At 73.5% G+C, this 23,659-nt stretch carries 27 protein-coding genes; 11 read left to right on the forward strand and 16 right to left on the reverse strand.

Features of this window, described 5'->3' with window-relative positions; genetic code table 11:
* The first annotated feature begins 3 nt into the window (after positions 1-3).
* From KUM40_RS25045 to KUM40_RS25055, 3 genes are all read left to right on the forward strand, one after another.
* Positions 4-1,314: an ABC transporter permease gene (locus KUM40_RS25045; RefSeq protein ID WP_217168374.1), complete on the forward strand. Its 1,311-nt coding sequence runs from the start codon at positions 4-6 to the stop codon at positions 1,312-1,314.
* A 168-nt stretch (positions 1,315-1,482) separates the two neighbouring features.
* Positions 1,483-2,340 (forward strand): MoxR family ATPase, encoded by an 858-nt coding sequence (locus KUM40_RS25050; RefSeq protein ID WP_217168375.1) that lies wholly within the window; start codon positions 1,483-1,485, stop codon positions 2,338-2,340.
* On the forward strand, positions 2,337-3,701 hold the full coding sequence (locus KUM40_RS25055) for a VWA domain-containing protein (RefSeq protein ID WP_217168377.1): 1,365 nt from the start codon (positions 2,337-2,339) through the stop codon (positions 3,699-3,701). Before KUM40_RS25050 ends, KUM40_RS25055 begins: the two co-directional genes overlap by 4 nt.
* Before the next feature lie 17 nt (positions 3,702-3,718).
* Here the strand turns inward: KUM40_RS25055 and KUM40_RS25060 are convergent, their stop codons facing one another.
* From KUM40_RS25060 to KUM40_RS25070, 3 genes are all read right to left on the reverse strand, one after another.
* Positions 3,719-4,078 carry a cupin domain-containing protein gene (locus KUM40_RS25060; RefSeq protein WP_217168379.1) on the reverse strand — a complete coding sequence of 120 codons (360 nt, stop codon included), beginning with the start codon at positions 4,076-4,078 and terminating at the stop codon, positions 3,719-3,721.
* 79 nt (positions 4,079-4,157) lie between these two features.
* The gene (locus KUM40_RS25065) at positions 4,158-5,135 is read right to left on the reverse strand and encodes a threonine/serine dehydratase (protein ID WP_217168380.1); all 978 of its coding nucleotides are present in this window, start codon (positions 5,133-5,135) and stop codon (positions 4,158-4,160) included.
* 8 nt (positions 5,136-5,143) lie between these two features.
* On the reverse strand, positions 5,144-5,824 hold the full coding sequence (locus KUM40_RS25070) for a transcriptional regulator (protein ID WP_217168381.1): 681 nt from the start codon (positions 5,822-5,824) through the stop codon (positions 5,144-5,146).
* A 204-nt stretch (positions 5,825-6,028) separates the two neighbouring features.
* Here KUM40_RS25070 and KUM40_RS25075 point away from each other — a divergent pair, with 204 nt between their 5' ends.
* The 3 genes from KUM40_RS25075 to KUM40_RS25085 all read left to right on the forward strand — a co-directional run bounded on the left by KUM40_RS25075 (position 6,029) and on the right by KUM40_RS25085 (position 10,324).
* Positions 6,029-6,826: a class I SAM-dependent methyltransferase gene (locus tag KUM40_RS25075; RefSeq protein WP_217168382.1), complete on the forward strand. Its 798-nt coding sequence runs from the start codon at positions 6,029-6,031 to the stop codon at positions 6,824-6,826.
* 185 nt (positions 6,827-7,011) lie between these two features.
* Positions 7,012-8,673: an alkaline phosphatase gene (locus KUM40_RS25080; protein WP_217168383.1), complete on the forward strand. Its 1,662-nt coding sequence runs from the start codon at positions 7,012-7,014 to the stop codon at positions 8,671-8,673.
* Between the two features lie 259 nt (positions 8,674-8,932).
* Positions 8,933-10,324 (forward strand): trypsin-like serine protease, encoded by a 1,392-nt coding sequence (locus KUM40_RS25085; protein ID WP_217168384.1) that lies wholly within the window; start codon positions 8,933-8,935, stop codon positions 10,322-10,324.
* A gap of 91 nt (positions 10,325-10,415) precedes the next feature.
* Here KUM40_RS25085 and KUM40_RS25090 read toward each other — a convergent pair whose 3' ends face one another.
* From KUM40_RS25090 to KUM40_RS25120, 7 genes are all read right to left on the reverse strand, one after another.
* Positions 10,416-11,513, reverse strand: a complete 1,098-nt coding sequence (locus tag KUM40_RS25090) for a serine hydrolase (protein WP_217168387.1) — start codon at positions 11,511-11,513, stop codon at positions 10,416-10,418.
* The gene (locus tag KUM40_RS25095) at positions 11,510-12,430 is read right to left on the reverse strand and encodes a hypothetical protein (RefSeq protein WP_217168389.1); all 921 of its coding nucleotides are present in this window, start codon (positions 12,428-12,430) and stop codon (positions 11,510-11,512) included. The genes KUM40_RS25090 and KUM40_RS25095 overlap by 4 nt, the downstream gene beginning before the upstream one ends.
* Positions 12,431-12,432: 2 nt before the next feature.
* Complete coding sequence (locus KUM40_RS25100; RefSeq protein ID WP_217168390.1) at positions 12,433-13,437, reverse strand: hypothetical protein; 1,005 nt, start codon at positions 13,435-13,437, stop codon at positions 12,433-12,435.
* The gene (locus tag KUM40_RS25105) at positions 13,434-14,168 is read right to left on the reverse strand and encodes a hypothetical protein (protein ID WP_217168392.1); all 735 of its coding nucleotides are present in this window, start codon (positions 14,166-14,168) and stop codon (positions 13,434-13,436) included. Before KUM40_RS25105 ends, KUM40_RS25100 begins: the two co-directional genes overlap by 4 nt.
* Before the next feature lie 21 nt (positions 14,169-14,189).
* Positions 14,190-14,378 carry a hypothetical protein gene (locus KUM40_RS25110; protein WP_217168393.1) on the reverse strand — a complete coding sequence of 63 codons (189 nt, stop codon included), beginning with the start codon at positions 14,376-14,378 and terminating at the stop codon, positions 14,190-14,192.
* A gap of 121 nt (positions 14,379-14,499) precedes the next feature.
* Complete coding sequence (locus tag KUM40_RS25115; protein ID WP_217168395.1) at positions 14,500-15,135, reverse strand: bifunctional 2-polyprenyl-6-hydroxyphenol methylase/3-demethylubiquinol 3-O-methyltransferase UbiG; 636 nt, start codon at positions 15,133-15,135, stop codon at positions 14,500-14,502.
* Between the two features lie 145 nt (positions 15,136-15,280).
* The gene (locus KUM40_RS25120; protein WP_217168397.1) at positions 15,281-16,282 is read right to left on the reverse strand and encodes a mechanosensitive ion channel family protein; all 1,002 of its coding nucleotides are present in this window, start codon (positions 16,280-16,282) and stop codon (positions 15,281-15,283) included.
* Between the two features lie 229 nt (positions 16,283-16,511).
* Here KUM40_RS25120 and KUM40_RS25125 point away from each other — a divergent pair, with 229 nt between their 5' ends.
* The 3 genes from KUM40_RS25125 to KUM40_RS41655 all read left to right on the forward strand — a co-directional run bounded on the left by KUM40_RS25125 (position 16,512) and on the right by KUM40_RS41655 (position 17,735).
* Positions 16,512-16,724: a hypothetical protein gene (locus tag KUM40_RS25125; RefSeq protein WP_217168399.1), complete on the forward strand. Its 213-nt coding sequence runs from the start codon at positions 16,512-16,514 to the stop codon at positions 16,722-16,724.
* Positions 16,725-16,815: 91 nt separating this feature from the next.
* Positions 16,816-17,241, forward strand: a complete 426-nt coding sequence (locus tag KUM40_RS25130; protein ID WP_217168401.1) for a TIGR03618 family F420-dependent PPOX class oxidoreductase — start codon at positions 16,816-16,818, stop codon at positions 17,239-17,241.
* 50 nt (positions 17,242-17,291) lie between these two features.
* Complete coding sequence (locus KUM40_RS41655; RefSeq protein ID WP_374227422.1) at positions 17,292-17,735, forward strand: DUF2867 domain-containing protein; 444 nt, start codon at positions 17,292-17,294, stop codon at positions 17,733-17,735.
* On the opposite strand, the gene KUM40_RS25140 is transcribed toward KUM40_RS41655, so the two are convergent.
* Positions 17,635-18,102 (reverse strand): hypothetical protein, encoded by a 468-nt coding sequence (locus KUM40_RS25140; protein ID WP_217168402.1) that lies wholly within the window; start codon positions 18,100-18,102, stop codon positions 17,635-17,637. The two genes, KUM40_RS41655 and KUM40_RS25140, sit on opposite strands and share 101 nt — an antisense overlap.
* A gap of 186 nt (positions 18,103-18,288) precedes the next feature.
* Here KUM40_RS25140 and KUM40_RS25145 point away from each other — a divergent pair, with 186 nt between their 5' ends.
* Positions 18,289-19,107: a thioesterase family protein gene (locus tag KUM40_RS25145; RefSeq protein WP_217168403.1), complete on the forward strand. Its 819-nt coding sequence runs from the start codon at positions 18,289-18,291 to the stop codon at positions 19,105-19,107.
* Positions 19,108-19,141: 34 nt separating this feature from the next.
* Here KUM40_RS25145 and KUM40_RS25150 read toward each other — a convergent pair whose 3' ends face one another.
* The 3 genes from KUM40_RS25150 to KUM40_RS25160 all read right to left on the reverse strand — a co-directional run bounded on the left by KUM40_RS25150 (position 19,142) and on the right by KUM40_RS25160 (position 21,239).
* Positions 19,142-19,594, reverse strand: coding sequence for a VOC family protein (locus KUM40_RS25150; protein WP_217168404.1), 453 nt, complete (start codon positions 19,592-19,594; stop codon positions 19,142-19,144).
* 70 nt (positions 19,595-19,664) lie between these two features.
* Positions 19,665-20,666: an NADPH:quinone reductase gene (locus KUM40_RS25155; protein WP_217168406.1), complete on the reverse strand. Its 1,002-nt coding sequence runs from the start codon at positions 20,664-20,666 to the stop codon at positions 19,665-19,667.
* Between the two features lie 9 nt (positions 20,667-20,675).
* Positions 20,676-21,239, reverse strand: a complete 564-nt coding sequence (locus tag KUM40_RS25160) for a DUF2269 family protein (protein WP_217168407.1) — start codon at positions 21,237-21,239, stop codon at positions 20,676-20,678.
* A 191-nt stretch (positions 21,240-21,430) separates the two neighbouring features.
* Between KUM40_RS25160 and KUM40_RS25165 the strand changes: the two genes are divergently transcribed.
* Positions 21,431-21,856, forward strand: a complete 426-nt coding sequence (locus KUM40_RS25165; RefSeq protein ID WP_217168408.1) for a hypothetical protein — start codon at positions 21,431-21,433, stop codon at positions 21,854-21,856.
* 51 nt (positions 21,857-21,907) lie between these two features.
* Here KUM40_RS25165 and KUM40_RS25170 read toward each other — a convergent pair whose 3' ends face one another.
* Together KUM40_RS25170 and KUM40_RS25175 are read right to left on the reverse strand one after the other, a co-directional pair.
* Positions 21,908-22,987 carry a sugar kinase gene (locus KUM40_RS25170; protein WP_217168409.1) on the reverse strand — a complete coding sequence of 360 codons (1,080 nt, stop codon included), beginning with the start codon at positions 22,985-22,987 and terminating at the stop codon, positions 21,908-21,910.
* Positions 22,984-23,616, reverse strand: a complete 633-nt coding sequence (locus KUM40_RS25175; protein ID WP_217168410.1) for a bifunctional 4-hydroxy-2-oxoglutarate aldolase/2-dehydro-3-deoxy-phosphogluconate aldolase — start codon at positions 23,614-23,616, stop codon at positions 22,984-22,986. Before KUM40_RS25175 ends, KUM40_RS25170 begins: the two co-directional genes overlap by 4 nt.
* Positions 23,617-23,659: the final 43 nt, after the last annotated feature.

Raw genomic sequence — 23,659 nt, forward strand, 5'->3', positions numbered from 1 at the left:
GCGATGTTCGTACTGGCTCTTCGGTCGATCCGGCGGCGCCCCGGACGGTTCCTCGCGACGCTGCTGTCCGCCTTCCTGGGGGCGGCCGTCATCATGACGTTCAACTCGATGCACGACACGGCCGGGCAGGCCGGTGTCGACCCGGTCAGCTCCGAGACGCTGGGCCTGTCGGCGGGGGTCGTCGGCGGCTACGGGACCCTGCTGGTGTTCTTCGCGGTGGCCTCGACGCTGACGGTCAACGTGCGTCAGCGCACCGCCGAGCTGGAGTTGCTGCGCTGCTCGGGGGCGACCCCGGCGCAGATCAAGCGGATGGTCGTGGGCGAGGCGGTGGCGGTGGCCCTGGTGGGCGCGGCGCTGGCGATCGGCCCGGCGATGCTCGGCGGGCGGGCGCTGCTGGCGATGTTCCAGGACAGCGGCCAGGTGGCGGAGTCCGTGGACTACTCCTTCGGTCCGATCGCGCTGCTGAGCGGCGTGGACGTCACGCTGCTGGCATCGGCGGGCGCCGCGTTCCTGGCGGTGCGGCGGGTGACGCGGGGCAGCCGTGAGCGCGCCGGGGCGAAGCGGTTTGTGGCTTACGCCGCGCTGGCCACCGGTGCCGCGGGTGCCTGCTCCACCTTCCTGTTCTCCGGGACGGACGAGGCGCTGATGGCGGCGCCCGCATACGGGGCGATCCTGCTGTCGGTCGGTTTCGCGCTGCTGTCGCCGCGGCTGCTGAAGGGCGTGCTGGACCGGCTGCCGCTGAGTGGCGCGAGCGGCTGGCTGGCGGTGCGCAACCTGCGGGAGCGGGCGAGTCATCTGGCCGGGATCCTGGTGTCGTTGATCCTGTTCACGGCGGTGTCGACGGCGACGGTCACGATGCAGGCGGTGGAGAGCGACGCGGTGAAGGCCTCGGGTCTGGTCAAGTCGGTCGACGCCAAGAACCTGGAGACCCTCAACCTCACGGTGGTCGGCATCATCGCGGTGTTCGTCTGCGTGATGCTGGTCAACTCGCTGTACGCGGCGACGACGTACCGCTCGCGTGAGTTCGGTCAGCAGCGGCTGGCGGGAGCGACGCCCGGGCAGGTGCTGGGCGTGGTCGGCGCGGAGGGCGTGATCCTCACGGTCACGGGGGTGTTCTTCGGCACGGTGGCCGCGCTGGCCGGTGTGGTGCCGTTCACCGTGGTCCGTACCGACGCGGTGCTGCCGGACCAGTTCCTCGGCGTGTGGCTCACGATGGTGTCGGTGGCGGCGGCGGTGACGCTGGGGACGAGCCTCGGGACGGCCCGGCGCGTGCTGCGTACACCGGCGGTCGGGGCGGTGGCACTGGCCGCGTGAGCGGACGCCCGAAGACGACGAAGAGGCCGAAGGGGACGAAGGGGAGGGACGGCCGTTGTGACGGCCGTTGTGACGGTCGTCCCTCCCCCTGCCGTTCGCGTGACAGCGGCGGTGAACAAGCGCTTGGATAGGGCTGGTAGGTGCTGCTGCCCGAGCTGGAGGCCCCCGGTGTTCACTTCCGTCGACGACGTCTCCGCTCGACTGGCCGAGACCGGCTACCTGGCGTCGCCGGCGGTCGCCACGACCGTCTTCCTCGCCGACCGGCTCGGCAAGCCGCTGCTGGTGGAGGGCCCGGCCGGGGTCGGCAAGACCGAACTGGCCAAGGCGGTCGCGCAGGTCTCGGACGCGCGGCTGGTGCGGCTCCAGTGCTACGAGGGTGTGGACGAGTCCCGGGCGCTGTACGAGTGGAACCACGCCAAGCAACTGCTGCGGATCAGCGCGGGCCGCGACGAGAGCTGGGACGAGACCCGGACGGACATCTTCGGCGAGGAGTTCCTGCTCACCCGTCCGCTGCTGACCGCGATCCGCGGGGACGACCCCAAGGTGCTGCTGATCGACGAGACCGACAAGGCGGACGTGGAGGTCGAGGGGCTGCTCCTGGAGGTGCTCAGCGACTTCCAGGTGACCGTCCCGGAGCTGGGCACGATCAGCGCGACCCGCCGTCCCTTCGTCGTCCTCACCTCCAACGCGAGCCGTGAGCTCTCGGAGGCGCTGCGCCGGCGCTGCCTGTTCCTGCACATCGGGTTCCCCGAGGAGGAGCTGGAGCGGCGGATCGTGCGGCTGAAGGTGCCGGGGCTCGACGAGGCCCTCGCCGCCTCGCTGGTGCGGGTGGTGGGCGCCCTGCGCGCGATGGACCTGCGCAAGGTGCCCTCGGTCGCCGAGACCGTCGACTGGGCCCGCACTCTGCTGGCGCTCGGCGCGGACACCCTGGAGGAGACCGTCGTACGGGACACCCTCGGCGTCGTCCTCAAGCACCAGGACGACGTACTGAAGGCGGCGGCCAAGCTCGACCTGGACGCGCTGTGACCACCACCGGGGCGGGCCTGGCCGAGCGGCTGACGTCGCTGGTCGCGGCGCTGCGGGCGCACGGCGTCCGGATCGGCACCGGCGAGAGCGTGGACGCGGCGCGGGCGGTGGAGGCGCTCGGTCTCGCGGACCGGGAGCCGCTGCGGGAGGGCCTGGCGGCGACGCTGCTGCACTCGGCGGGACAGCGGCAGGTGTTCGACCCGGTCTTCGACCTGTACTTCCCGCGCGGAGTCGGCGGCCCGGGGCCGGGGACGGCCGACCGGGACGAGCTGCGCGACCGGCTGGCCGCCGCGCTCGCCGACGACGACCGGACGCTGCTGGCTCGACTGGCCGGGGAGGCGGTGGACGGGTTCGGTTCCTACGGCTCCTCCCCCGGCTCGGACGGCTGGTCCGCGCACCAGACCCTGGACCGGCTCCGTCCGCAGACGCTGATGGCCCGGGTCCGCGACGGTGTGCGGGCCCGGGGCGGCGGCGGGCCGGGGTTCACCGACCGGCTGCTGGAGGACGAGATCCGGGGCCGTATCGAGGCGTTCCGGCGGATGGTGGCGGCGGAGGCGCGGCGCCGGGTCGCCGAGCGGCGGGGCCGGGACGAGATCGCGCGCAGGGCGGTGGCCCCGACGCCCGACCGCGTCGACTTCCTGCTGGCCGGCAAGGCGCAACTGGCCGAGCTGCGCCGGACGGTGCGGCCGCTGGCCCGCAAGCTCGCCACCCGGCTCGCGGCCCGCCGGCGCCGCGCCTCCCGCGGGAGCGTCGACCTGCGGCGCACGCTGCGCGGCTCGCTGTCGACGGGCGGGGTGCCGATGAAGCCGGTGCTGCGGCGGCGCCGTCCCGTGCGGCCCGAGCTGGTGCTGCTGTGCGACGTGTCGGGGTCGGTGGCGGGGTTCTCGGACTTCACCATGCTGCTGGTGCAGGCGCTGCACGACCAGTTCACCAAGGTCCGGGTGTTCGCCTTCGTCAACCGGATCGACGAGGTGACGGGCCTGCTCGTACAGGGCGCCGCCGACCCGGAGGGGCTGGGCGCCCGTATCGGTGCCGAGGCGCGGCTCACGGGCTGGCACGGCAGCAGCGACTACGGCGTCGCGCTGGGCGAGTTCGCGGAGCGCTACGGCGACGCGGTCGGCCCGCGCTCCACCGTCTTCGTGCTGGGCGACGCCCGTACGAACATGAGCGACCCGAACCTCGCCGCCCTGCGGCAGATCGCCGGGCGGTCCCGGCGCGTGTACTGGCTGAACCCGGAGCAGCGCTCCCGCTGGGGCACGGGTGACTCGGCCGCGCCGCTGTACGCCGAGCTGGTGGAGATGCACGAGTGCCGCAACGTCCGCCAACTCGGCGCGCTGGTGACCCGGCTGCTGCCGGTGTGACAGGCGCCTGGAGACTCTCAGTCGGCCTTGGCGTACTCCTTCGCCATGCCGCCGGCGAAGTCGTACACGACGCACGGTCCGTCGCCGACGACCCAGGCGTCGTGGCCGGGCGAGCAGACGAAGACGTCGCCGGGGCCCACCTCGCTCTCGGCGCCGTCGTCCATGCGGACGTGCATGCGTCCCTCGACCACGTAGCAGTTGTGGTGGATCATGCAGCTCTCGGTGCCGGCGATCGGCGCCACGGACTCCGACCAGCGCCAGCCCGGTTCGAAGGTGGCGACGGCGAAGTCGAGTCCTTCCATGTGTACGGCCTCGATGTGCCCGCGGGGGAAATCGCGCCGCTCGTCGGGCTTGTCGAGCGCCTTTGCCTCCAGCATGACGCTTCTCCTTTCCCTGGCCCCACCACTCCATCGTCCGCCTGTCAACTCGGCGGCGCCATCCGGGGGACGCGCAGGGTCAGCGGGGTGCGCCGCAGAGTTCCGCGAAGCGGGCGGCGTCCACGTTGCCGCCGGAGAGGATCACGCCGACGCGGCGGGGCGGGGCGTCGATGCGGCCGCTCAGGAGGGCGGCCAGCGGGGTGGCGCCGCTGGGTTCGAGGACGGTCTTCAGCCGCTCGAAGGCGAACCGCATCGCGTCCCGGATCTCGTCGTCGGACACCAGCACGATCCCGTCGAGCAGCCGCCGGTTGAGGGAGAACGTCAGCTCGCCGGGGGTGGGCAGGGCCTGGCCGTCGGCGATGGTGCGCGGGACCGGGACGGTGACGCGCCGGCCGGCCTCCAGGGAGCGCCGGGTGTCGTCACCGGCCTCGGGTTCGACACCGATCACCAGGGTGCCGGGGTGCAGGCCCTTGACCGCGGTGGCGCTGCCGGCGATCAGTCCGCCGCCGCCGACCGGTGCGACCAGCGCGTCCAGCCGACCCGTGTCCTCGACGAGTTCGAGGGCGGCGGTGCCCTGTCCGGCGATGACGTGCGGGTGCTCGTAGGGCGGGATCAGGGTCAGCCCGCGTTCGGCTGCCAGTGCCTCGGCGATGGCGGCGCGGTCGCCGGTGTAACGGTCGTAGGTGACGATCTCGGCGCCGTATCCGGCGGTGGCGTCCCGTTTGGAGGGCGGCGCGTCCTCGGGCATGACGATCACGGCGGTGGTGCCCAGTTCGCGTGCGGCCAGGGCGACCGCCTGGGCATGGTTGCCGGAGGAGTAGGCGGCGATGCCGCGGGCGAGCTGCCGAGGCGTGAGGCGGGAGGCCGCGTTGTAGGCGCCGCGGAACTTGAAGGCGCCGACCCGCTGATGGTTCTCGCACTTGAGGAAGACCTCGGCGCCGACGAGGGCGTCCAGGGTGCGCGAGCGGAGCACCGGGGTGCGGTGCGCGACGCCCTTGATCCGGGCGGCGGCGGAACGGACGTCGTCGAGGGTGACCGGCGGGGTGGTGGTCGTCACGGGTGTCCTCAGGGGGTGTCGGCGGCCGGGCCGGGTACGGCGCGGGCCTGGGCGAGGTAGTGGTAGGCGGAGGCGCGGGAGATGCCGAGCCTGGCCGCGACGTGCTCGACCGAGCGGCGTACGGCGAACACGCCGCGGGCGTCCAGGTCGCGGAACAGCTCCAGGCGCCGGTCCCGGTCCAGCGCCGCCCAGCTCGTGTCCCGGCGCAGCGGATGGGCGTCCACGATGGCGTCGACCACCGCGTCGATGTCGTCGCCGAAGGTGGTCGCCGGCGCGTCGACGGGGATGCCGGCGGTCCCGGCGAGGGCGCCGAGCAGGGCGTGGGCCCGGTCGACGGCGGTGACGTCCAGGTTGACGCACAGGGCACCGAACACGGCGCCCGTGGAGTCGCGCAGCACCATGGTGGAGGACTTCAGCAGCGTGCCTTCGGCCGTGCGCGTGACGTAGTTCAGCTCGTCGCGCGCCTCGTCGCCGCGGGCCAGTACGCGCATGCCGATCTCGCTCATCGCCCCGCCCACCGTCCGTCCGGTCACCGATCCGGCGACGGCCACGACCGAGTGCTCGGGGCGCCGGTAGTCGTGCAGGACCGCCTCGCAGACCGGCCCGAACGTCGCGGCAATCCCGTCGGCCACGGGGCGCAGCGCGGCGAGGACGGCGTCACGTTCGGCCTCCAGCGCCGGTTCGCTCATCAGGGGCTCCTTGCTCGGACTGGTCGGACTGGTCGGACTCCAAGAAGGTCAAGACTACATGTCCAACGCCTGGACTGACAGTCCAGACCCCACCACCCTCCCTCGCCCTCTCCCTCTTCGCGGTCCTTTTATCGGGGCGCCGGGTCTGGCACCCTTCCCGGCACCCCGCACTGCCCGAGACGCTCGTACGGAGGTCGTTCCGTCATGCCCAAAGACGCCAAGTCCCCGAAGAAGCTGCGCGACAACCGCGCCACGCTCACGCACAAGGTCGGGTACGCACTGCGCCATCCCGAGCGTGTCGGCCCCCATGTCCGCAGGGCGGGCCGGGACGCGTGGCTGCGGATCAAGCACCCCGACCACGTCGGCTACTACCGGGCGGTGATGGCCTCCGACACCCGCCGCGACCCGGAGGCCGCGGTCGGCAGCCGGACCCACGACCGCTGGCTGGCGCTCGGCCGGATGCAGTTCGACTACCTGATCGAGCACGGACTGCGCCCCGAACACCGCATGCTCGACATCGGCTGCGGCAACCTGCGCGGCGGCTGGCGTTTCATCGACCACCTCGACGCCGGTCACTACTACGGCGTCGACATCTCGCCGGACATCCTGATCGCCGCCAAGAAGACCCTGACCGAGCGCCACCTCCAGGCCAAGCTGCCCCACCTGACCATCATCGGGGACCTCCGGCTGGAGTTCCTGCCCGACGACCACTTCGACGTCGTCCACGCGCACAGCGTCTTCTCGCACTCGCCGCCCGGCGTCGTCGACGAGTGCCTTCGGCACGTCGGCCGCGTCCTGACCGGCACCGGGTTCTTCGACTTCACCTTCGACCGCACGGAGGGCACCGAGCACCACGTGCTGCGCGAGGACTTCTACTACCGCACGGACACCCTGCTCACGCTGGCCGCCCAGCACGGCCTGCACGCGCGGTTCATGGAGGACTGGGAGAAGCGGCCGCACGGCCAGTCCAAGATCCGGGTGAGCCGCTCACCGCTGCCGTAGCCGTAGCCGCCGCAGGCCGCACGCCTCCTCCTGTGTGATCACTCTCTTGTGTGATCACACCGCAAGCCCTGCCCGTTTCAGGTGTTTTGTCTGCTTAGCATGCGGGGTCCGCGCATCCGGGGACCGCGCCATCGCGCGACGGGGCCCCGGTACGGACCGCCACGCCCCGTACGAGAGGACACCTGATGGCGCCCACGGGCCGGCCCAGCGCACTGGCCGAGCACGCCTTCTCCCCGCACGACGCCGTGATGGGCGCCGCCGCCCGGCACCTCGGCCGCCGGCGCTTCCTCACCGTGACCGCGGCCGCCGCCGCGCTCGCCTTCTCCACCAACCTGCCGGCCCGCGGCGCGGTCGCCGCCCCCGAACGCGCCGCCCGGATCAGCAAGGACCCCTTCACCCTCGGCGTCGCCTCCGGCGATCCGCTGCCGGACTCTGTGCTGCTGTGGACCAGACTGGCGCCCGAACCGTTCCTGGAGGACGGCGGGATGGGCACGGAGCGGGTCACGGTCGAGTGGGAGGTGGCCCTCGACGAGCACTTCGCGGCCGTCCTGTTCCGGGGCACCGCCGACGCCCACGCCGAGTACGCGCACAGCGTGCACGTCGACGTGTTGGGCCTGACGCCCGGCACGGTCTACTACTACCGCTTCCGCGCCGGCGCCTGGCTCAGCCCCGCGGGCCGAACCCGCACCGCGCCCGCGACGGGCAGCGCCCCGTCCGCGCTGAAACTCGCCGCGGTCGCCTGCCAGGCGTACCAGGACGGCTACTACACCGTGCTGCGCCATGTCGCCCAGGACGACGTGGACGTGGTGTTCCACCTCGGCGACTACCTGTACGAGTACGCGGTGAACCCGGCGGGCGGGGAGCGCCACTACACCGACATCACGCTGCCCGACGTGTTCAACCGCGAGACGATGACCCTCGCGGACTACCGGATGCGGTACGCGCTCTACAAGAGCGACGAGGACCTGCGGGCCGCGCACGCCGCGCACCCGTTCGTCGTCGCCTGGGACGACCACGAGACCGAGAACAACTACGCGGGCGGTGTCCCCGAGAACGACATCCCGCCGGAGGAGTTCCTGCTGCGCCGGGCCGCCGCCTACCGGGCGTACTGGGAGAACCAGCCGCTACGCGCCGCCCAGCTTCCGCAGGGACCGGACGCGCGGCTGTACCGCCGGCTGCACTGGGGCACGCTCGCGCAGTTCGACATCCTCGACACCCGCCAGTACCGCTCCGACCAGGCCTACGACGACCGGCCGCACGCCCCCGGAGCCGAGTCGGACGATCCGGCGCGCACCATCACCGGCGCCGCGCAGGAGCAGTGGCTGCTGGACGGCTGGAAGGGCTCGACCGCGCTGTGGAACGTGATGCCCCAGCAGGTCTGCTTCTCCCAGCGCAAGTTCGACGTGACGGCCGACGCCCCGCTCTCGATGGACGCCTGGGACGGCTATCGCGCCTCGCGCGACCGGGTGGTCGCCGGGGCGAAGGCCGCCGGCGTCGACAACTGGCTGATCCTCACCGGCGACGTGCACGTGGGCTACGCCCTCGACGTCAAGGAGGACTTCAACGACCCGGCGTCCGCCACCGTCGCCACCGAGGTCACCTGCACGTCGGTGGCCAGCGGCCGGGACGGCGCGGCACAGCCCGCCAACTGGGAACTGTACCTGCGGGCCAACCCGCACATGAAGTTCTACAACGGCAACCGCGGCTACGTCCGGGCCGAACTCGGCCGCCCGGCGACCCACCTCGACTTCCGCACCGTCTCCGGCATCAGCACGCCCGGCGCCGCCGTCACCACGGTCGCGTCCTTCGTCACCGAGGCGGGAGAACCGGGGCTGAAGCCCGCCTGATCCCGGACCCGGCGGGGGTGCGTGCGCGTACTGCACTTGCCGCCCGATGCGTCCCCCATCGCGCGAAAGAGACCGGCCTTCCGCATCGCCGCGGATCTTTCCGGCAAGGCCTGTGACTTCGTCGCACTCGCACCGTGTCCCACGGTCACCCACTGACCCCCCTGATCTCACTGATCCCACTGATCCCCCTGATCTCCCTGATCTCCCTGATCTCCCTGATCCCCGCTGTCTCGTACAGCCCTCGAAGGAGGCACATCGCATGGTCGGCAGACATGCCACGCGCGGCCGTCGCGCAGCCCTGACCGCGCTCGGCGCCCTGGTCCTGACCGCACTCCCCTCGGCCGCTTCGGCCGCCCCGCCACCCGCCCCCGGGCCGCAGCCCGCCGCCCGGACCACCGGCACCGACACCGGCACCGGCACCGGCGTCCCGTCGGCGCGGATGCTGCGCGCGATGGAGCGCGACCTGGGGCTGACGCCGAAGCAGGCGGCGGCCCGGCTGGTCAACGAGGCGGAGGCGGGCACCCGCGCGGGCATGCTGCGCAACACGCTGGGCGACCGCTTCGCGGGGGCCTGGGTCGGCGGCCCGACCGCCGCCGAGCTGACCGTCGCCACCACCGACGCCGCGGACACCGCCGCCATCGAGGCCCAGGGCGCCAAGGCTGCCGTCGTCGGCAGGAACCTGGCCGAACTGCGCGCGGTCAAAGAGAAGCTGGACGCCGCCGCCGTCCGCACCCGGACCCGGCAGACACCGGTCTGGTACGTCGACGTGAAGACCAACCGGGTCACCGTCCAGGCCACCAGCCGGTCGGCCGCGACCGCCTTCATCGAGGCCGCCGAGGTGACGGGCCAGGGCGTGGGCGTCCGTGTCTCGCCGGACCAGCCGCGGGTGCTGGAGGACCTCGTCGGCGGTGACGCCTACTACATCAACGACCAGGCCCGCTGCTCCATCGGGTTCTCCGTCACCAAGGACGACCAGCAGGGCTTCGCCACGGCCGGGCACTGCGGCGACCCGGGTGACACCACCACCGGGTACAACGAGGCCGACCAGGGCACCTTCCAGGCCTCGACCTTCCCCGGCAAGGACGTGGCCTGGGTGGGCGTCAACTCGGACTGGACCGCCACGCCGGACGTGCGGGCCGAGGACGGCGAGAAGATCCAGATCGCCGGGTCGGTGGAGGCCCTCGTGGGTGCCTCGGTGTGCCGTTCCGGCTCGACCACGGGCTGGCACTGCGGCACGATCCAGCAGCACGACACGAGTGTCACCTACCCGGAGGGCACCGTCGACGGGCTGACCGAGACGACGGTGTGCGCCGAACCCGGCGACTCCGGCGGCCCCTTCGTCTCCGGGACCCAGGCGCAGGGCACCACGTCCGGCGGTTCCGGTGACTGCACGAACGGCGGGACGACGTTCTACCAGCCGATCAATCCGCTGCTCAGCGACTTCGGGCTCACCCTGAAGACCACCTCCGCCGCGGCGGAGACCCCCGCGCCGCAGGACAACGCGGCGGCGGACGCGTGGGCCGCGGGACGCGTCTACGAGGTCGGCGCCACCGTGTCCTACGACGGCGCGCGCTACCGGTGTCTGCAGAGCCACCAGGCGCAGGGCGTCGGATCGCCGGCGAGCACGCCGGCCCTGTGGCAGCGGGTCTGACGGGCAGACAGACGCCGCCCGGGTGCGGGCGTCCGGCGCGGGACCGCTCGACGCGGCCCCGCGCCGACGCGTTTCCCGCCGGTCCCGCCCGCTATGGGCCCGCGAGGAGCGCGTAGGCGGTGGCGATGAACGGATCCCGGGCGCGGAACCGCCGGGAGCACACCGCGGCCAGGGCCGTGTCCGTGTCGGGCCGGAAGCCGAGGAAGGCCTGCTGGCCCAGGGTGGCGCCGCTGTGGAAGTACATCGGTCCGCCGTCCGTGGGGTGCCGGAACCATCCCACCGTGTGCACGTGGCGGTGCCCGAGTCCCCGCGCGAGCACCGGTACGCGTACCGCCCGCAGGGCGCCGGCCGCCGGTGAGCGGGCCGGGTCCAGGTGGGCCTCGAGGAAGGTGAGCAGGTCCTGTGGGGTGGACCGGATCGCTCCGGCCGCCTGGAAGCCGCCCGCGTCGAAGGCGGGCACGGGGGTGCGGCCGTCCTTGCGGTGTCCCACGGCGTCGGTCTCGGGGCCCTCCGCGCGCAGGGCCGTACCGCTGAGGCCGAGCGCGCGCAGGACCTGCCCGGTGATCAGGTCCTCCCAGGCGGTGCCGACGGTCGCGGCGACCGCGTGGCCGAGCACGGAGACGCCGTAGTTGGAGTAGTGCCAGCGGGTTCCGGGGCGGTGCCGGGGGCGTTGGCTCAGGAAGGTGTCCGTCAGCCGCTCGGCCGGGTAGCGGGCGTAGGGGTTGGTGCGCCAGGCGGGCAGGCCCCGGCGCACGAAGTCGGCAGGCAGGGCGGGCAGCCCCGACGTGTGGGTGATGAGGTGGGCGAGCGTCACGGGGTGCGGGCCGGCCGGCCGCCCGGGGTCCAGGCAGGTGACGGCCGTCTCGCCGCCGGTGAGCACACCGCGCCGGATCAGGCGCGTCAGCAGCAGTGCGGCGAACGTCTTGGACGCCGACCCGATCTCGTAGCGCAGGTCCTCGCGGGGGACCGCGGGGGGTGGGGCGGTGCCCCCGCTGTACAGGGTGCGTCGGCCGCGTCGGGAGACGGCGAAGACGACGTCGGGCGCGTCGCAGGCGTCGACGGCGGCGGCCAGCCGTTCGCGCAGCACCGCCTCGTCGTCCGGCGCGGACCGCGGCGGGGCGGACTTGGACGCGGCGTACGCGTCGGTGGCGGCGGGGGCGCCCGGCCAGGCCGTGCGACGGGCCGTCACGACGCGGTGTGCGCGAGCTCGGTGAGCGTGCGGGACGTGGCCAGCAGGGAGGCGAAGGCGGCGACCAGCGTCGGGTGGTAGACCATGTCGAACACCGTGTCGGGGTCGCCCTCGGGCATCGTGCGTGCGGCGGGCATGGCGCCGTCGGGCCGCTGCGCGGCGGCGAAGCCCTGCCAGGCGGCCTCGTCGAGGGTGGGCCGGGGCAGACAGGCGTCCACGACAAGGAGTTCGCCGAGCAGGTCCCAGCGTTCGAGGTCCAGCCAGTCGTCGATCCAGACCGGGAGCCAGGTGGCGAGGTAGTCGGCGACGGAGGGCGGCAGCCCGCCGGGGTTCTCGCCCCAGTCGGTGAGGTGGAAGACGGTGTGCGTGATGTCGTACGCGGTGTGGCCCTCGACCGTCCACGGCTCGGGGGTGCCGGCCAGCCAGGTGGTGGCGACCAGGTCGGCCTCGGGCGGCCGTGCGGCCAGGCCGAAGCGGCGCTGGAACGCGGACAGGCCCAGGCGGCGGGTCGGCGTCACCGGGAAGCGCGTCCAGCTCTCCAGCCGGTGGTTGAGGAGCGCGGCCTGTTCCACCTCGGGCTGGCTGTAGCCCAGTTCCCTGAACGGCAGGTACACCTCGAAGGGGACCGGCGAGAAGGGCTCGACGCGCTGGCCGCGCACCAGCATGCGGCCGCCGTCCAGGGTCTCGCGCCAGGTGTGGTCGAGCAGTTGGCGTGCGAGCTGGGCCTGCCGGGATCCGGCGACGCCCTCGCGGAAGAGCACCGTGCAGATGAGGGCGAGTTCGCCGATCGGCTTGAAGCGTTCCAGGAAACCGGTCTCGGGGTCCACGTCCGGCTCCAGCCGGAAGCCGTCGCGGTGGGCCCACAGCCACTCCAGGGCGCCGGCTCCGACGCCGTGGATCAGGCGAGTGTCCGTCATCCTCATCCCGGCACTCCTTGTCCGGCGCGCTGTTCCGCGTGTCGTCCCGCGTGTTGCCCGGCGTGTTGCCCCGCGTGTCGTCCGGCGTTCCGCGTCTCCCGCGGGCGTGCCGTGGTGAGGGACGCGGCGAACGCGGCCATCAGGGTGGAGTGGTAGCAGTCGGTGAAGTCGTAGGGGTCCGGTCCCGGGTCCGCCCCGGCGGCGTCCTGGGCGGCGCCCTCCTCGGGGATCGCGCCGGACGTGTCCTGGGCGGCCGCAACCCGGTGCCAGGCGTCCTCCAGGACGGCCGGCCCGGGCGGGCGCGGCAGGCTGGCCGCCACCGCCAGCAGCTCACAGCTCAGGTCCCACATCCGGGCCTCCAGGCAGGTGTCGAGCCAGGGCGGCAGCCAGTGCAGCAGATAGTCCGCCAGGTCCGCCGGCACTCCCTGGGCGGCGCGCCCCCATTCGGTGAGATGGAAGACGACGTGGGTCAGCGCGTAGCCGGACTCGCGTTCGAAGGTCCACGGTTCCGGCAGGCCGCCCAGCCAGGTGCGGCCCAGCGCATGCGGGACGTGCCCGTGCGGGTGGATGCCGCTGCGCCGCTCGGCCTCGATCACGCCGAGCCGGCGGGTGGGGTACTGCTCGGTCAGCCGCCAGCCCCGGGTGCGGGCCACCACGGCGGCGGACGCCTCGTAGCCGGGGTGCCGGAATCCGGCGGATGCGAAGGCCGCGTAGACCTCCAGCGGGTAGGTGGCGAAGGGCTCGAGCGACTGCATGAGCGGGAAGAGTTCGCCCCGGTGGGTCTGTTGCCAGGCGAAGTCCAGCAGCTCGGACACGCGGGTGTGCGGCGGGTCCTCGGGCGGCGCGCACAGGGACACGGACGCGCAGACCTGGGTCAGCTCGCCCAGGGGCTTCCACGTCCGGTTGACCTGGCCGTCGGCCGCCAGGGCGTCGTCGCCCAGCGCGAAGCGGTCGCGGTGGGCCCACACCCAGTCCAGTGCGGCCTCCCCGACGTCACGGACGCTCACAGGAGGACTCCGGCCGGCATCAGCCTCGCCGCCTCCAGTTGCAGCGCCACCCGCGGGTCGGAGCCGCCCATGAGGCGTACGAAGTCGAGCCCTGCATCAAGGCCGAGGGTTTGCGGCACTCCGTCCAGGAGCGTGAGCCAGCGCCCGGCTCCGGCCGCCTGCTGCCAGTCGCGGCGGCGCACCGCCCGTACGAAGCCGCGGGCGACGTCCACGGGGCGGCGACGCGCCGCGCGGGTCACCGCGCACTCCTCGCCGGGCAGCGCGAGAGGGGCGAGGACGGCGAGCTGGTGGGTCAGGACCTGCCAGCCGGCGTCGTCGAGCCAGTCGGCGCCGGGTTCGGCACCCGGCTCGTCGGCGAGCGGTGCGGTCAGGGATTGCCGGGATTGCAGGGGTTGCAGGGGTTGATCGGTCCGGCGCAGGGCGCGGGCCATGGCCCAGTGGCTCCATACGACGGCGGGTGCCGCGTCGTCGCGCGGCGGATGGGCCGCCACGGCGTCCTTGAACACGGCGAGTTGTCCGGGGTCGGGGGGAACGCGCAACAGGACGCTGGGCAACAGCGTGTCGGCGCCCAGCACGCGCACCGCCGCTCGCGCGACGCCCTCGCCGGCGCCGCCTCCCGTCAGGGTGCTCCCCGCTCGCACGTGGTCTCCGCTCCGAAGAGCGGAGACCACGTCGGAAGCGAGGTCCAGCACCATGCCCTGTAGCAGGGCCGACGTGCTCGACTGCTCCATCTCACTGCTCCCGTCGGTCCGTCAGCCCTTCTTCGGGCGCGGGGTCGGCGGCGAGAGCAGCAGGTTGCCGCCTCCGTACTGCAGGGCGAGCGCGGCGCACTCGCGGCTGTCGCGGAAGACCCCGTCGGGCTCGGCGGGGTCGAGTGCCGCGTCGATGTCGATGTTCTCGGTGCGGGTGACTTCCTCGAGCACCTTGTCCTTGGAAGGCATTTCACCATCTCCCTCTGGTAGCCAAATGGCCTTCACACCCAAGGGTGTCCGAGAAGCCACAAAGCATGCATATCTTCTCAAAATTCCCAGAAGGTAACTTCTTCAATAAATCGGGCAGGTGTCATGCCCGTCGCAGGCGCCAGACGTTGTCCTCGCGGAAGCCTTCGAGGCCGTCCGGCGAGACGCTCGGGCGGCGGACGGTACGGCTGGTCTCGACGGTCCACCCACCGTCCGGCAGGGCGAGTTCGGCGAGGACGCCGTCCAGGGTGGGGAAGACCGCGTCGAAGGGCGGTTCGGTCTGCCAGGAGGGCCAGCCGGCGTGCATGACGACGAGCAGGGAGCCGCCGCCCGCCACGGCCCGCGCGGCGGCGTCCAGGACGGCCCGCTGGTCGAGCGCGACCGGGGACTGCAGGTAGTGGGCGCTCACCAGGTCGAAGGAACCCTCGGGGAACGACCGTCCCAGCTCATGACGTTCCCAGGCGACGCGGTTACCGACCCCGGCCTCGTCGGCGTGCCCGGCGGCGCGTTCCAGCGCGGTGCCGGAGATGTCCACGCCGGTGACCCGCCAGCCCCGCGAGGCCAGCCACACGGCGTCCGCCCCCTCGCCGCAGCCGAGGTCCAGCGCGGTACCGGGGGTCAGGTCGCTCGCCTCGCGGACCAGCAGTTCGTTGGGGCGCCCGCTCCAGACGCGGTCGGTGTCCCGGTAGCGGGCTTCCCAGAACTCCGCGGCGGGAGCGGGCGCGGGGATGTCGGTCATGGTGCCTCCTGAGGCGGGCGCGGTCGGCTGCTCGGCGGGGCGCACGCGACGGTCCACGCGCCCCGTGTGCAGGCTGCACCGGCCGGACGGGAGGCGCCAAAGTTGTTTGCCGGTCCGGCAAATCCCGGGTGGGGGCGTCGTGGCGTCAGCGTGTCAGCGCGCCCGACTCGCCCTCCGGGACATCCGCGCGCACCCATACCGCGCGCCGCGGGAAGGGGGTCTCGACGCCCGCCTTGTCGAGCGCGTCCTTGACCCGGCGGCGCAGCTCGCGGGTGACGCCCCACTGCTGGAGCGGCACGGTCTTGACCGCGAGGCGCACGAGCACCCCGTCCGCGTCCAGGGACTGCACGCCCCACACCGCGGGATCCTCCAGCAGTACGTCCGCGAAGTCCGGCTCCTCGCGCAGCGCGCGGCCGGTGTCCTCCAGTACGCGGTAGACGGTGTCGAGGTTCGCGTCGTGGGGGACGGCGACGTCCAGGACGGCCCGCGCCCATTCCTGACTGTCGTTGCGGACCCGCAGGATCTCGCCGTTGCGGATGTGCCACAGACCGCCGTTGAGGTCGCGCACGTGGGTCAGCCGCAGGCCGACGTGCTCCACCTCGCCGACGGCCTCCCCGAGGTCGACCGAGTCGCCGACGCCGTACTGGTCCTCAACCATGATGAGGAGGCCGGACAGGTAGTCGGCGACGAGGCTCTGCGCCCCGAAACCGATCGCCAGGCCGACCACTCCGGCGCTGGCCAGCAGCGGGGCGAGGGCGATGCCGACCTGGTCGAGCACCATGGCCACGCCGACCATGAACAGCACGATGGTCACGGCGCTGCTGAGCACCGAGCCGATGGTGCGGGCCCGCTGTTCGCGGCGTTGCCGCGCCCGGCTCCGGTCGCGGTGCAGGACGGCGGCGCCGCGGGTGGGCCGGCGCGGACGGCTCCGGTCGGTCTCGCCCGCCGACGGTTCCAGGACCCGCTGGACGACCCGGGTGATGGCCCGCTTGGCCACCACGCGCACCACCAGCAGGATCACGACGATGAGCGCGATGCGCAGCGGTATCCCGATCATGGTCGTGGTGTGGTCGCCGATCCAGTCCGACCACGAGGCCGCCAACTGCGGGTTCGTGGTGGGCGGGGTGGGTGGGGAGGTGTGCGACATCGGCTCTGCTGCTCCGTTTCTCGGGACGACTTGTCCGCCGTCGCAGCCGCCTACCCATACATCGCCCGGACATGACGCCCGGCTCGTCCGGACCCACCCGTCACCCCCCCTTTACCTCACTTGCACCTTATGTCCGACAGTTACGTCATCTTCACTCACGACGGGTCTTCACCTGCGCCCGCCGGGGCACTCGCGGAGGGTTGTCCCACAGCGGAGGGAGACCTGCGGCGTGGTTACCGTTGCCGTCGTACTACTGCCCGGACTGGCGCTGCTGTTGTTCACCATGACGTATCTGGAGGACCGGCTGTTCGGTGATCCGGGGCCGCCCCGGCCCGCCCGGCGCCGCCATCTGCGTCTCCTTCCGGGCGGCGGGGGCCACGGCTCACCGGCCCGGCGCCCGCATCCGGCCGAGCAGCCGATGCCCGACCGGGACGCCGCCTGAGTCCGCTCCCCGGACCCCGGCGAGCGGGCGTCCGGACCGCCGGGCGATGCTGTCCCGGACGGGTCGCAGGCAGCGCACGCGAGGAGATCGGATGGACACCGGGGAACGGCACGACGCGGACGACGAGTTCGTCCGGTTCTGGCAGGAGCGCCGGGTGTGCTTCCTGTCGACGCGGCGGGCCGACGGAACGCCGCACCTGGTCCCGGTGGGGGTGACGTACGACCACGCCACCCGCACGGCGCGGGTCATCACGAGCCGGGACACCACGAAGGCACGCAATGTGCGGCGGTCCGCGGGTGCCGTCGTGGCCGTGGGGCAGGTGGAGGGCAGACACTGGTCCACGCTGGAGGGCGTCGCGTCCGTGCGGGACGACGCCGGGGCGGTGCGCGACGCGGAGGTCCGGTACGCGGCCCGCTACCGGCAGCCCCGGGCGAACCCGGAGCGGGTGGTCATCCAGATCGACGTACGGCGCTTCCTCGGCACGGTACGCCCCCTCGCGGTACCTCCGGACGCGTGACGTCCCCGGCGGGGGCGGGTCACTCCTTCCGGGTCACTCCTTCCCGGCCGGTGTCCGGCGCCCGAGCCGCCCGAGCCACCCGGGCCACCCGGCGACGGCGCCGACGACACCGGGCAGACGCGGTACCGTCGGCGCGTCGGCGCACCCTGTTCCATCCGCGCGAGCTGGCGGGCCGGGCCTACTGGTGGAGCGTGCGGCCCTTCCACGCCGTGGTGTTCGGCGCCATGGCCCGCAACATCGCCCGGGCCGCCGCCCGGCTGCCTGCCCGCGTGCACACTCCCGCCGCGCGCGGCGCTGGACGCCGCCGGCGGGCCTTCTCCGACCACTTCGCCGTCTTCACTCCGTACTTCCGGCGCTGGAGCGAGCGTTCCGTCCGCGACCCGCTGGCCGGGCTCAGGGGGCGGGGCCGTCCGGCGCGCGGGTACCAGGGCTGTCGGGGGTGTCGGGGCGGGGCGTGTGGTCCGGGTGGTTCCGGGTCCGGCGGGCCTCCTTGAGCTGCGCCTCGTACAGGTGGTCGCGGCCCCCCGCGAGGCGTCCCACCGCCTCGCGCTCCAGGTCCCGGAACGCCTGGTAGTACGTCCGGTCGTAGGCCTCGACGATCTGGAACGTCCAGTGTCCGGGGATGACGTCGCGGCCCAGGATCTCGGTGCGTACGCGTTCCGCCCACTCCGGGTGTCCGGCGGCGCGCAGCAGCTCGACCGCGCGGTCGAGTTCGAAGTCCGCCGAACCGGTGAGCTGATGGAAGGCGAACAGGTGCCCGCGGGCGCACTCGGTGGTCTCCAGCGCCTTGGACAGGGACCCGAGAGCCTCGACCGTCTCGTCGCTGACGCCCTCGGGGCGCCGGTGCGGGTCGTCTCCCATGGCGGGTGCGTCTCCTTGTGTGCGTCTCCTCGTGCGGGTCGCCCCTCTCCGCACCAGCCTGGGCCGCCGGCGGGGGTCGCACCACTCGGGCGTGGGGCCGGTTCAACGCCGAACTATCCTGGTCGCGGCCCCGGCGGCGTCCGTCCGGGGCCCGCTCGTCACCGTCGTCGTTCCAGGAGCAGCCCGTTGAACACCAGCACAGCGACCCCGGACAGCTACTACGAGCGCATCGACGAACACCGCTACAAGCCCACCCCGCACGCGGGCGGGGCGTGGAGCGCGGACGAGCAGCACTTCAGTCCGCTGGGGGGTCTGATCGTCCACGCCGTCGACCGTCACCTGGCGGGCCGTGCCGGTGCGGACATGTCACTGAGCCGGATCAGCTTCGACATCCTCGGCCGCCCCGCGCTGGACGAGTGCGAGATACGGGTGGAGACGCTCCGTCCTGGCCGCACCATCGAGCTGGTCGAGGCGACCGTGCTCATCGCGGGCCGGTCCGTGGCGCGGGCCAGGGCCTGGCTCCTCGCCGACGTGGACACGAGCGCCGTGGCCGGTGGCGGCGCCGACCGGCTCACCGCGCCGGAGACGCTGGAGCCCTGGACCATGGCCTCCCAGTGGCCCGGCGGCTACATCGCCTCCCTGGACGTACGCCCGCTGGCCCCGCCCCGGCCCGGCCGCACCACCGCCTGGGTCTCCACCGGGCTCGACCTGGTCGCCGGGGAGACCGCGAGCCCGGTGGCGTCGTACGTCGCCCTGGTCGACACGGCCAACGGCATCGCGGTACGGCAGTCACCGGCCGAGTGGATGTTCCCGAACGTCGATCTGACCCTGCACCTGCACCGCGCGCCGCGCGGCCGCTGGACGGGCCTGGACACCACCGTCGTCTTCGGACCCACCGGGCAGGGCGTCACCAGCACCGTGCTGCACGACGTGGACGGCCCAGTGGGACACGCACAGCAGATGCTCACCGTCCGGCCGCAGCCACCGCAGCCACCGCAGCCGTGAGCGGCCGGTGGCACGGGACCCCGTGCCCTGCGCGTCAGCCCGTGCCCGCGGGCGGATCGGCGAGGATGCCGGTCAGCAGTCCGGTGGCCTGGCCGACCTCGATCAGGTAGCCGTCGGGGTCGCGCAGATAGCACCGGAGCTCGGCCTTCCGGTCGATCGGCGGGGTGAGGAACTCGGCACCCAGCGCACTCCACTCGCGGTAGCAGCGCTCGATGTCGGCCACCCGGAGGTTGAGGAAGCTCGTGGCCGTCCCCGGATCGTCGGGCGGGCGCAGCGTGACGTCGGGTTTGTCCGGCGTCGGTCCGCCGCCCGGGTTCATGATGAGCCAGCCGTTCGCGAGTCTGACGATGCACGGGTTCTCCGCGAGCACGACCTCGCCGCCGAGCACCTCGGAGTAGAAGGCACGCGAGCGCGGCACGTCGGCCACGGTGAGGAAGTGGGTCAGCAGCAGTCCCGACTCGGGTGCCGGCAGATCTTCACGGCGCATTCCTGGACCCCCACGCTGTTGTGACGGGTTTCCTCCATGATGGACCGCGTTCGCCCGGCCGGAAAGACGATCAAGAGGGCGTGAGGACGAGCCGCCCCCGCACCTCCCCCGCCTCCAGCCTGCGGTGGGCCTCGGCCGTCATCGACATCGGCAGCCGGTCGGCGATGCGCGGACGCCACGGCGTGTCCGCGAGGACGCCCACGACGCCCCGCGCCGCCTCGGCGAGGTCGGCGGTCGTCGCGTTGCTGATGGCGAAGCCCACGATGCTCGCGTCCCTGGTGTAGAGCCGGCTGACCGGCAGTGCCGCGGACCCTCCCCCCAGACCCACCATCGCGACCAGCCGACCGCCCCGCGCCAGCGAGTCCACGGCGTCGGCGAGCACCCCGTGCCCGGAGGTGTCCAGGTGCACGTCGTAGCCGTCGGGGGCGGCCCGGCGTACGCGCTCCTCGAGGTCGGGCGCGCGGTGGTCGAGGACCTCGGCGGCGCCCAGGTCCCGGACCGCCGCGGCGTCCTCGGCACGTGCCGTGGCGACCACGCGGGCGCCGGCCCGGGAGGCCAGTGCCACCGCGGCCCCGCCCACGTTCCCGGCACCGCCCCCGACGTACACGCTCTCCCCCGCGCGCAGCCGCCCGTGCCGGAACAGTGCCAGCCATGCGGAGGCGGCCGGGTGGGCGGCGGCCACGAGATGTTCCGGGTCGACGCCGGGCGGCGCCGCGTAGAGGCGTTCCGCGGCGACCGTCGCGTACTGGGCGAAGGACCCCTGCCGGCCCGCGTGGCCCAGGCTGTCGCACCACACCCGCTGCCCGGCGGTGAAGCCCGCGGCGCCGGGCCCCGCCACCGCGACCTCGCCCACCAGGTCACGGCCGACGACGAAGGGCGACGGGAGCGGTGTGGCGTACGCCCCGGACCGTACGAAGGTGTCCACGGGGTTGACGGCGACCGCGGTCACCCGCACGAGCACGTCCGTGGGCCCCACCGGCGGCACGGGCAGTTCCCCGTGGCGGATGGCGTCGGCCGGTCCGACGGCGTCGATGTACGCCGCCCGCATCACGTCGGGGACTGTGCCGTTCATGGCCTCATGCTACGAACCGTCCGGTGACGCCGCAGCCGTGGGCCGCCGCCCCGCTCGGTGACCGGCTCGGTCACCGGCGGGGCCCGCCCGCAGCCGGCGACCGCGCCGGGTGAGCCCCCAGGGCTTGAGGAGCGAGATCACCGTCATGAGGACATAGGCGGACAGCGAGACCACCGGCCCGAACAGCACGTCCCCGGCGTCGGGCAGCGACTCGCCGGCGGCCACGGCGGTGACCGCCGAGTTCACGCCGGGGCGCAGCGCGAAGACCGTGGCGGTCGTCGTGGCCAGCGTCAGCCAGAACTTGGTGAACACCCACCGGTGCCGGGCCAGCCCCCAGGGCGTGCCCAGGGCCAGCACCAGTCCGCTCGCCAGGGTGAGCAGCGCGAGAGGAAGCAGCAGCCAGTCGGCGAACAGTTTCATGCAGCGGACACTGGCCTCCACGGTCACCGGGGAGGCGGTGGTGGCCGCGGTCAGGCCGAGCGCCAGGAGCCCGAGCGTGAGCCCGAGCCAGCAGGCGGCGGCGACGACATGGACGACCAGGGAGACCCGGCGTGCGGGGCGGCTGAGTTTCACGCCACCCACGCTGCCGGTCGGCGGCCGCCGGGGCGTCCGGCGACGGGAGTAACCCCGCGTACTGAACCGGGCGTACGCGGCGGGCCGCCGCCGTGCCCCGATCGGAGCAGGCGCCGGACACCCGCGCTGCGCACGGCACCGGTGCGTCCTAGGCTCGGACGTATCTCCACGAAACGCCACTAGGAGTTCCCATGCGTCTGCCCATCGAACTCAGGCATGTCGCCCCACGACTGGCCACCGGGGCTTTCATCCTCAACTCCGGTCTGGCCAAGCGCGGGGCCGATGAGCAGACCGCCGCCATGATGCACGGAATGGCGAAGAACACCTATCCGTTCCTCGGCAAACTGCAGCCCTCGACCTTTGTCCGGCTGCTCTCCGCCGGTGAGATCACGCTCGGCGCGGCGCTGCTCCTGCCGGTCGTGCCGACGGCCCTCGCGGGAGCCGGCCTGACCGCTTTCTCGGCCGGTCTCGTGGGTCTGTATCTGCGCACCCCCGGAATGCGCGAGGAGGGCAGCCTGCGCCCGACCCAGGAGGGCACGGCTCTGGCGAAGGACACCTGGATGCTCGGCATCGGGGTCGGATTCGTCGTCGACGGAGCCATGGGCAGGTGTGGTTGACCGCACCCGGCAGGTGATCCCTCTTCGCCACCTGCGTCACAATGGAACGCCTCACGGGCCGGACGGCTTGCTCCACTCCTGGTCGGCGAGTGCCAGCAGGGCGCCGATGGTGTCCTCGTCCGGCAGGGGTCCGTGGTCTCCCACGACCTTCAGCGCGGAGGCGGCCGTGATGTGGCCGAGGCGCAGGGCCCGGCCGATGTCCGCGCCCCTGCACAGCCCGGCGAGGAATCCGGCGGCGAACGCGTCCCCCGCGCCGACCGGCTCCACGACCTCCGTGGGGAGGGCGGGCACCGTGCACGCGCCCTGCTCGGTGAACGCGGTGGCCCCCCGCCCGCCGTCCTTGACGACGAGGATGCGCGGGCGGCTCAGCAACCGGCGGACGTCCGTGCCGGTCAGGTCGGCGCCCCACAGGTCCTGTGCCTCGTCCAGGCCGACGAAGGCGATGTCGGCGCGGTCGGCCAGGTCCCGGAGCACGGTGGCGGCCGTGTCCGGCGGCCACAGCGCGGGGCGGTGGTTGACGTCGAAGCTGACGGCGTGGGGGCGTTGCGCCGACGGGGTGTGGAGTACCCGTTCCACCAGGGCCCGGCAGGACGCGGACAGTGCCGGCGTCACCCCGGTCAGGTGGACGAGGGCGGCCCTGCCGAGCCGTTCGTCGGCCAGGACGTCGGGGCCGAGGGCCGAGGCCGCCGAACCCTGCCGGTAGTAGTGCACGCGGGTCCCCGCCGGGCCCGGGTCCTTCAGCAGCAGGCCGGTCGGCCGTGCGGGGTCGGTGCGCACGCCGGAGACGTCCACGCCCGCCCGTTCGACGGCCGCCCGCACCCGTCGGCCGAGCGGGTCGTCACCGAGGGCCGAGAGCCAGGAGACGGGCAGGCCCAGGTCCGCGAGGTACATGGCCACGTTCGACTCGGCGCCCGCCACCGACAGGCGCAGGGACTCGGTGCCGTCCAGCGAGTGGGGCGGGGCCGGGGCCATGGCAGCCATGGTCTCCCCGAGGCACACCACGGGTCCCGGCGACGGCCGCCAGGGGCTCGCGCCGCTCGTTCCCTCTCCCCCGACGCCGGAACCGGACCCGTCGTCGGGACCCGGTGGGGTGAGTCCCACCGCGCGGTGGTGATGATGCGCGTCGGTCATGGCCGGGCCTCCCGCACCGCGGCGCGGAAGGCGCGGGCGCGGGCGCGGAGGTCGTCGAGGCTGCCTCCGTCCGCGGCGTCGCCGATCAGCGGGGAGCCGACCCCGACCGCGGTGGCACCGGCGGCGAGGTGGGCGCGGGCCGCCGCTTCGTCGACCCCGCCGACGGGCACGAGGGTCTCGTGCGGGAAGGGGCCGCGCAGTGCCTTCACGTAGGCGGGTCCACCGGCCTGGGCCGCCGGGAAGATCTTCAGCGCGGTGGCGCCGAGCGTGCGTGCCGTGATGATGTCGGTGGGTGTCATGACGCCGGCCAGGACGGGCATGCCCCGCTCGCGGGCCGCCGTGACGCCCTCCCCCAGGCCGGGGGTGACCGCGAAGTCGGCGCCGGCGCGGTGGGCGGCCACGGCGTCGTCGGCGGTGAGGACGGTTCCGGCGCCCAGGGGCCGGCCGGGTCCGAGGGCCGCCCTGGCCCGTTCGATGACCAGCAGGGCGTCCTTGCCGGTCAGCGACACCTCGATGAGTTCCAGGCCCTCCTCGGCCAGGGTCAGTACGGTGCGCAGCGCGGCGTCGGCGTCGTCTCCGCGCACGATGGCGACGAGGCGGTGGGCGGCCAGGGCGGCTCGCAGGTCCACAGGCGGGTCTCCTTCTTGGAGGGGGTCAGAGGTCGGTCGGCGC

Source organism: Streptomyces sp. AC512_CC834, from assembly GCF_019049325.1.
Lineage (GTDB): Bacteria > Actinomycetota > Actinomycetes > Streptomycetales > Streptomycetaceae > Streptomyces.

Excerpts from the sequence above, each read along its gene's own strand:
- KUM40_RS25120 (WP_217168397.1), bottom strand. The coding sequence starts at position 16,282 with ATGTCGCACACCTCCCCACCCACCCCGCCCACCACGAACCCGCAGTTG.
- KUM40_RS25085 (WP_217168384.1), top strand. The coding sequence starts at position 8,933 with ATGGTCGGCAGACATGCCACGCGCGGCCGTCGCGCAGCCCTGACCGCG.
- KUM40_RS25150 (WP_217168404.1), bottom strand. The coding sequence starts at position 19,594 with ATGCGCCGTGAAGATCTGCCGGCACCCGAGTCGGGACTGCTGCTGACC.
- KUM40_RS25080 (WP_217168383.1), top strand. The coding sequence starts at position 7,012 with ATGGCGCCCACGGGCCGGCCCAGCGCACTGGCCGAGCACGCCTTCTCC.
- KUM40_RS25060 (WP_217168379.1), bottom strand. The coding sequence starts at position 4,078 with ATGCTGGAGGCAAAGGCGCTCGACAAGCCCGACGAGCGGCGCGATTTC.
- KUM40_RS25170 (WP_217168409.1), bottom strand. The coding sequence starts at position 22,987 with ATGACCGACGCGCATCATCACCACCGCGCGGTGGGACTCACCCCACCG.
- KUM40_RS25115 (WP_217168395.1), bottom strand. The coding sequence starts at position 15,135 with ATGACCGACATCCCCGCGCCCGCTCCCGCCGCGGAGTTCTGGGAAGCC.
- KUM40_RS25130 (WP_217168401.1), top strand. The coding sequence starts at position 16,816 with ATGGACACCGGGGAACGGCACGACGCGGACGACGAGTTCGTCCGGTTC.
- KUM40_RS25105 (WP_217168392.1), bottom strand. The coding sequence starts at position 14,168 with ATGGAGCAGTCGAGCACGTCGGCCCTGCTACAGGGCATGGTGCTGGAC.
- KUM40_RS25045 (WP_217168374.1), top strand. The coding sequence starts at position 4 with ATGTTCGTACTGGCTCTTCGGTCGATCCGGCGGCGCCCCGGACGGTTC.
- KUM40_RS25095 (WP_217168389.1), bottom strand. The coding sequence starts at position 12,430 with ATGACGGACACTCGCCTGATCCACGGCGTCGGAGCCGGCGCCCTGGAG.
- KUM40_RS25110 (WP_217168393.1), bottom strand. The coding sequence starts at position 14,378 with ATGCCTTCCAAGGACAAGGTGCTCGAGGAAGTCACCCGCACCGAGAAC.
- KUM40_RS25155 (WP_217168406.1), bottom strand. The coding sequence starts at position 20,666 with ATGAACGGCACAGTCCCCGACGTGATGCGGGCGGCGTACATCGACGCC.
- KUM40_RS25165 (WP_217168408.1), top strand. The coding sequence starts at position 21,431 with ATGCGTCTGCCCATCGAACTCAGGCATGTCGCCCCACGACTGGCCACC.
- KUM40_RS25140 (WP_217168402.1), bottom strand. The coding sequence starts at position 18,102 with ATGGGAGACGACCCGCACCGGCGCCCCGAGGGCGTCAGCGACGAGACG.
- KUM40_RS25075 (WP_217168382.1), top strand. The coding sequence starts at position 6,029 with ATGCCCAAAGACGCCAAGTCCCCGAAGAAGCTGCGCGACAACCGCGCC.
- KUM40_RS25070 (WP_217168381.1), bottom strand. The coding sequence starts at position 5,824 with ATGAGCGAACCGGCGCTGGAGGCCGAACGTGACGCCGTCCTCGCCGCG.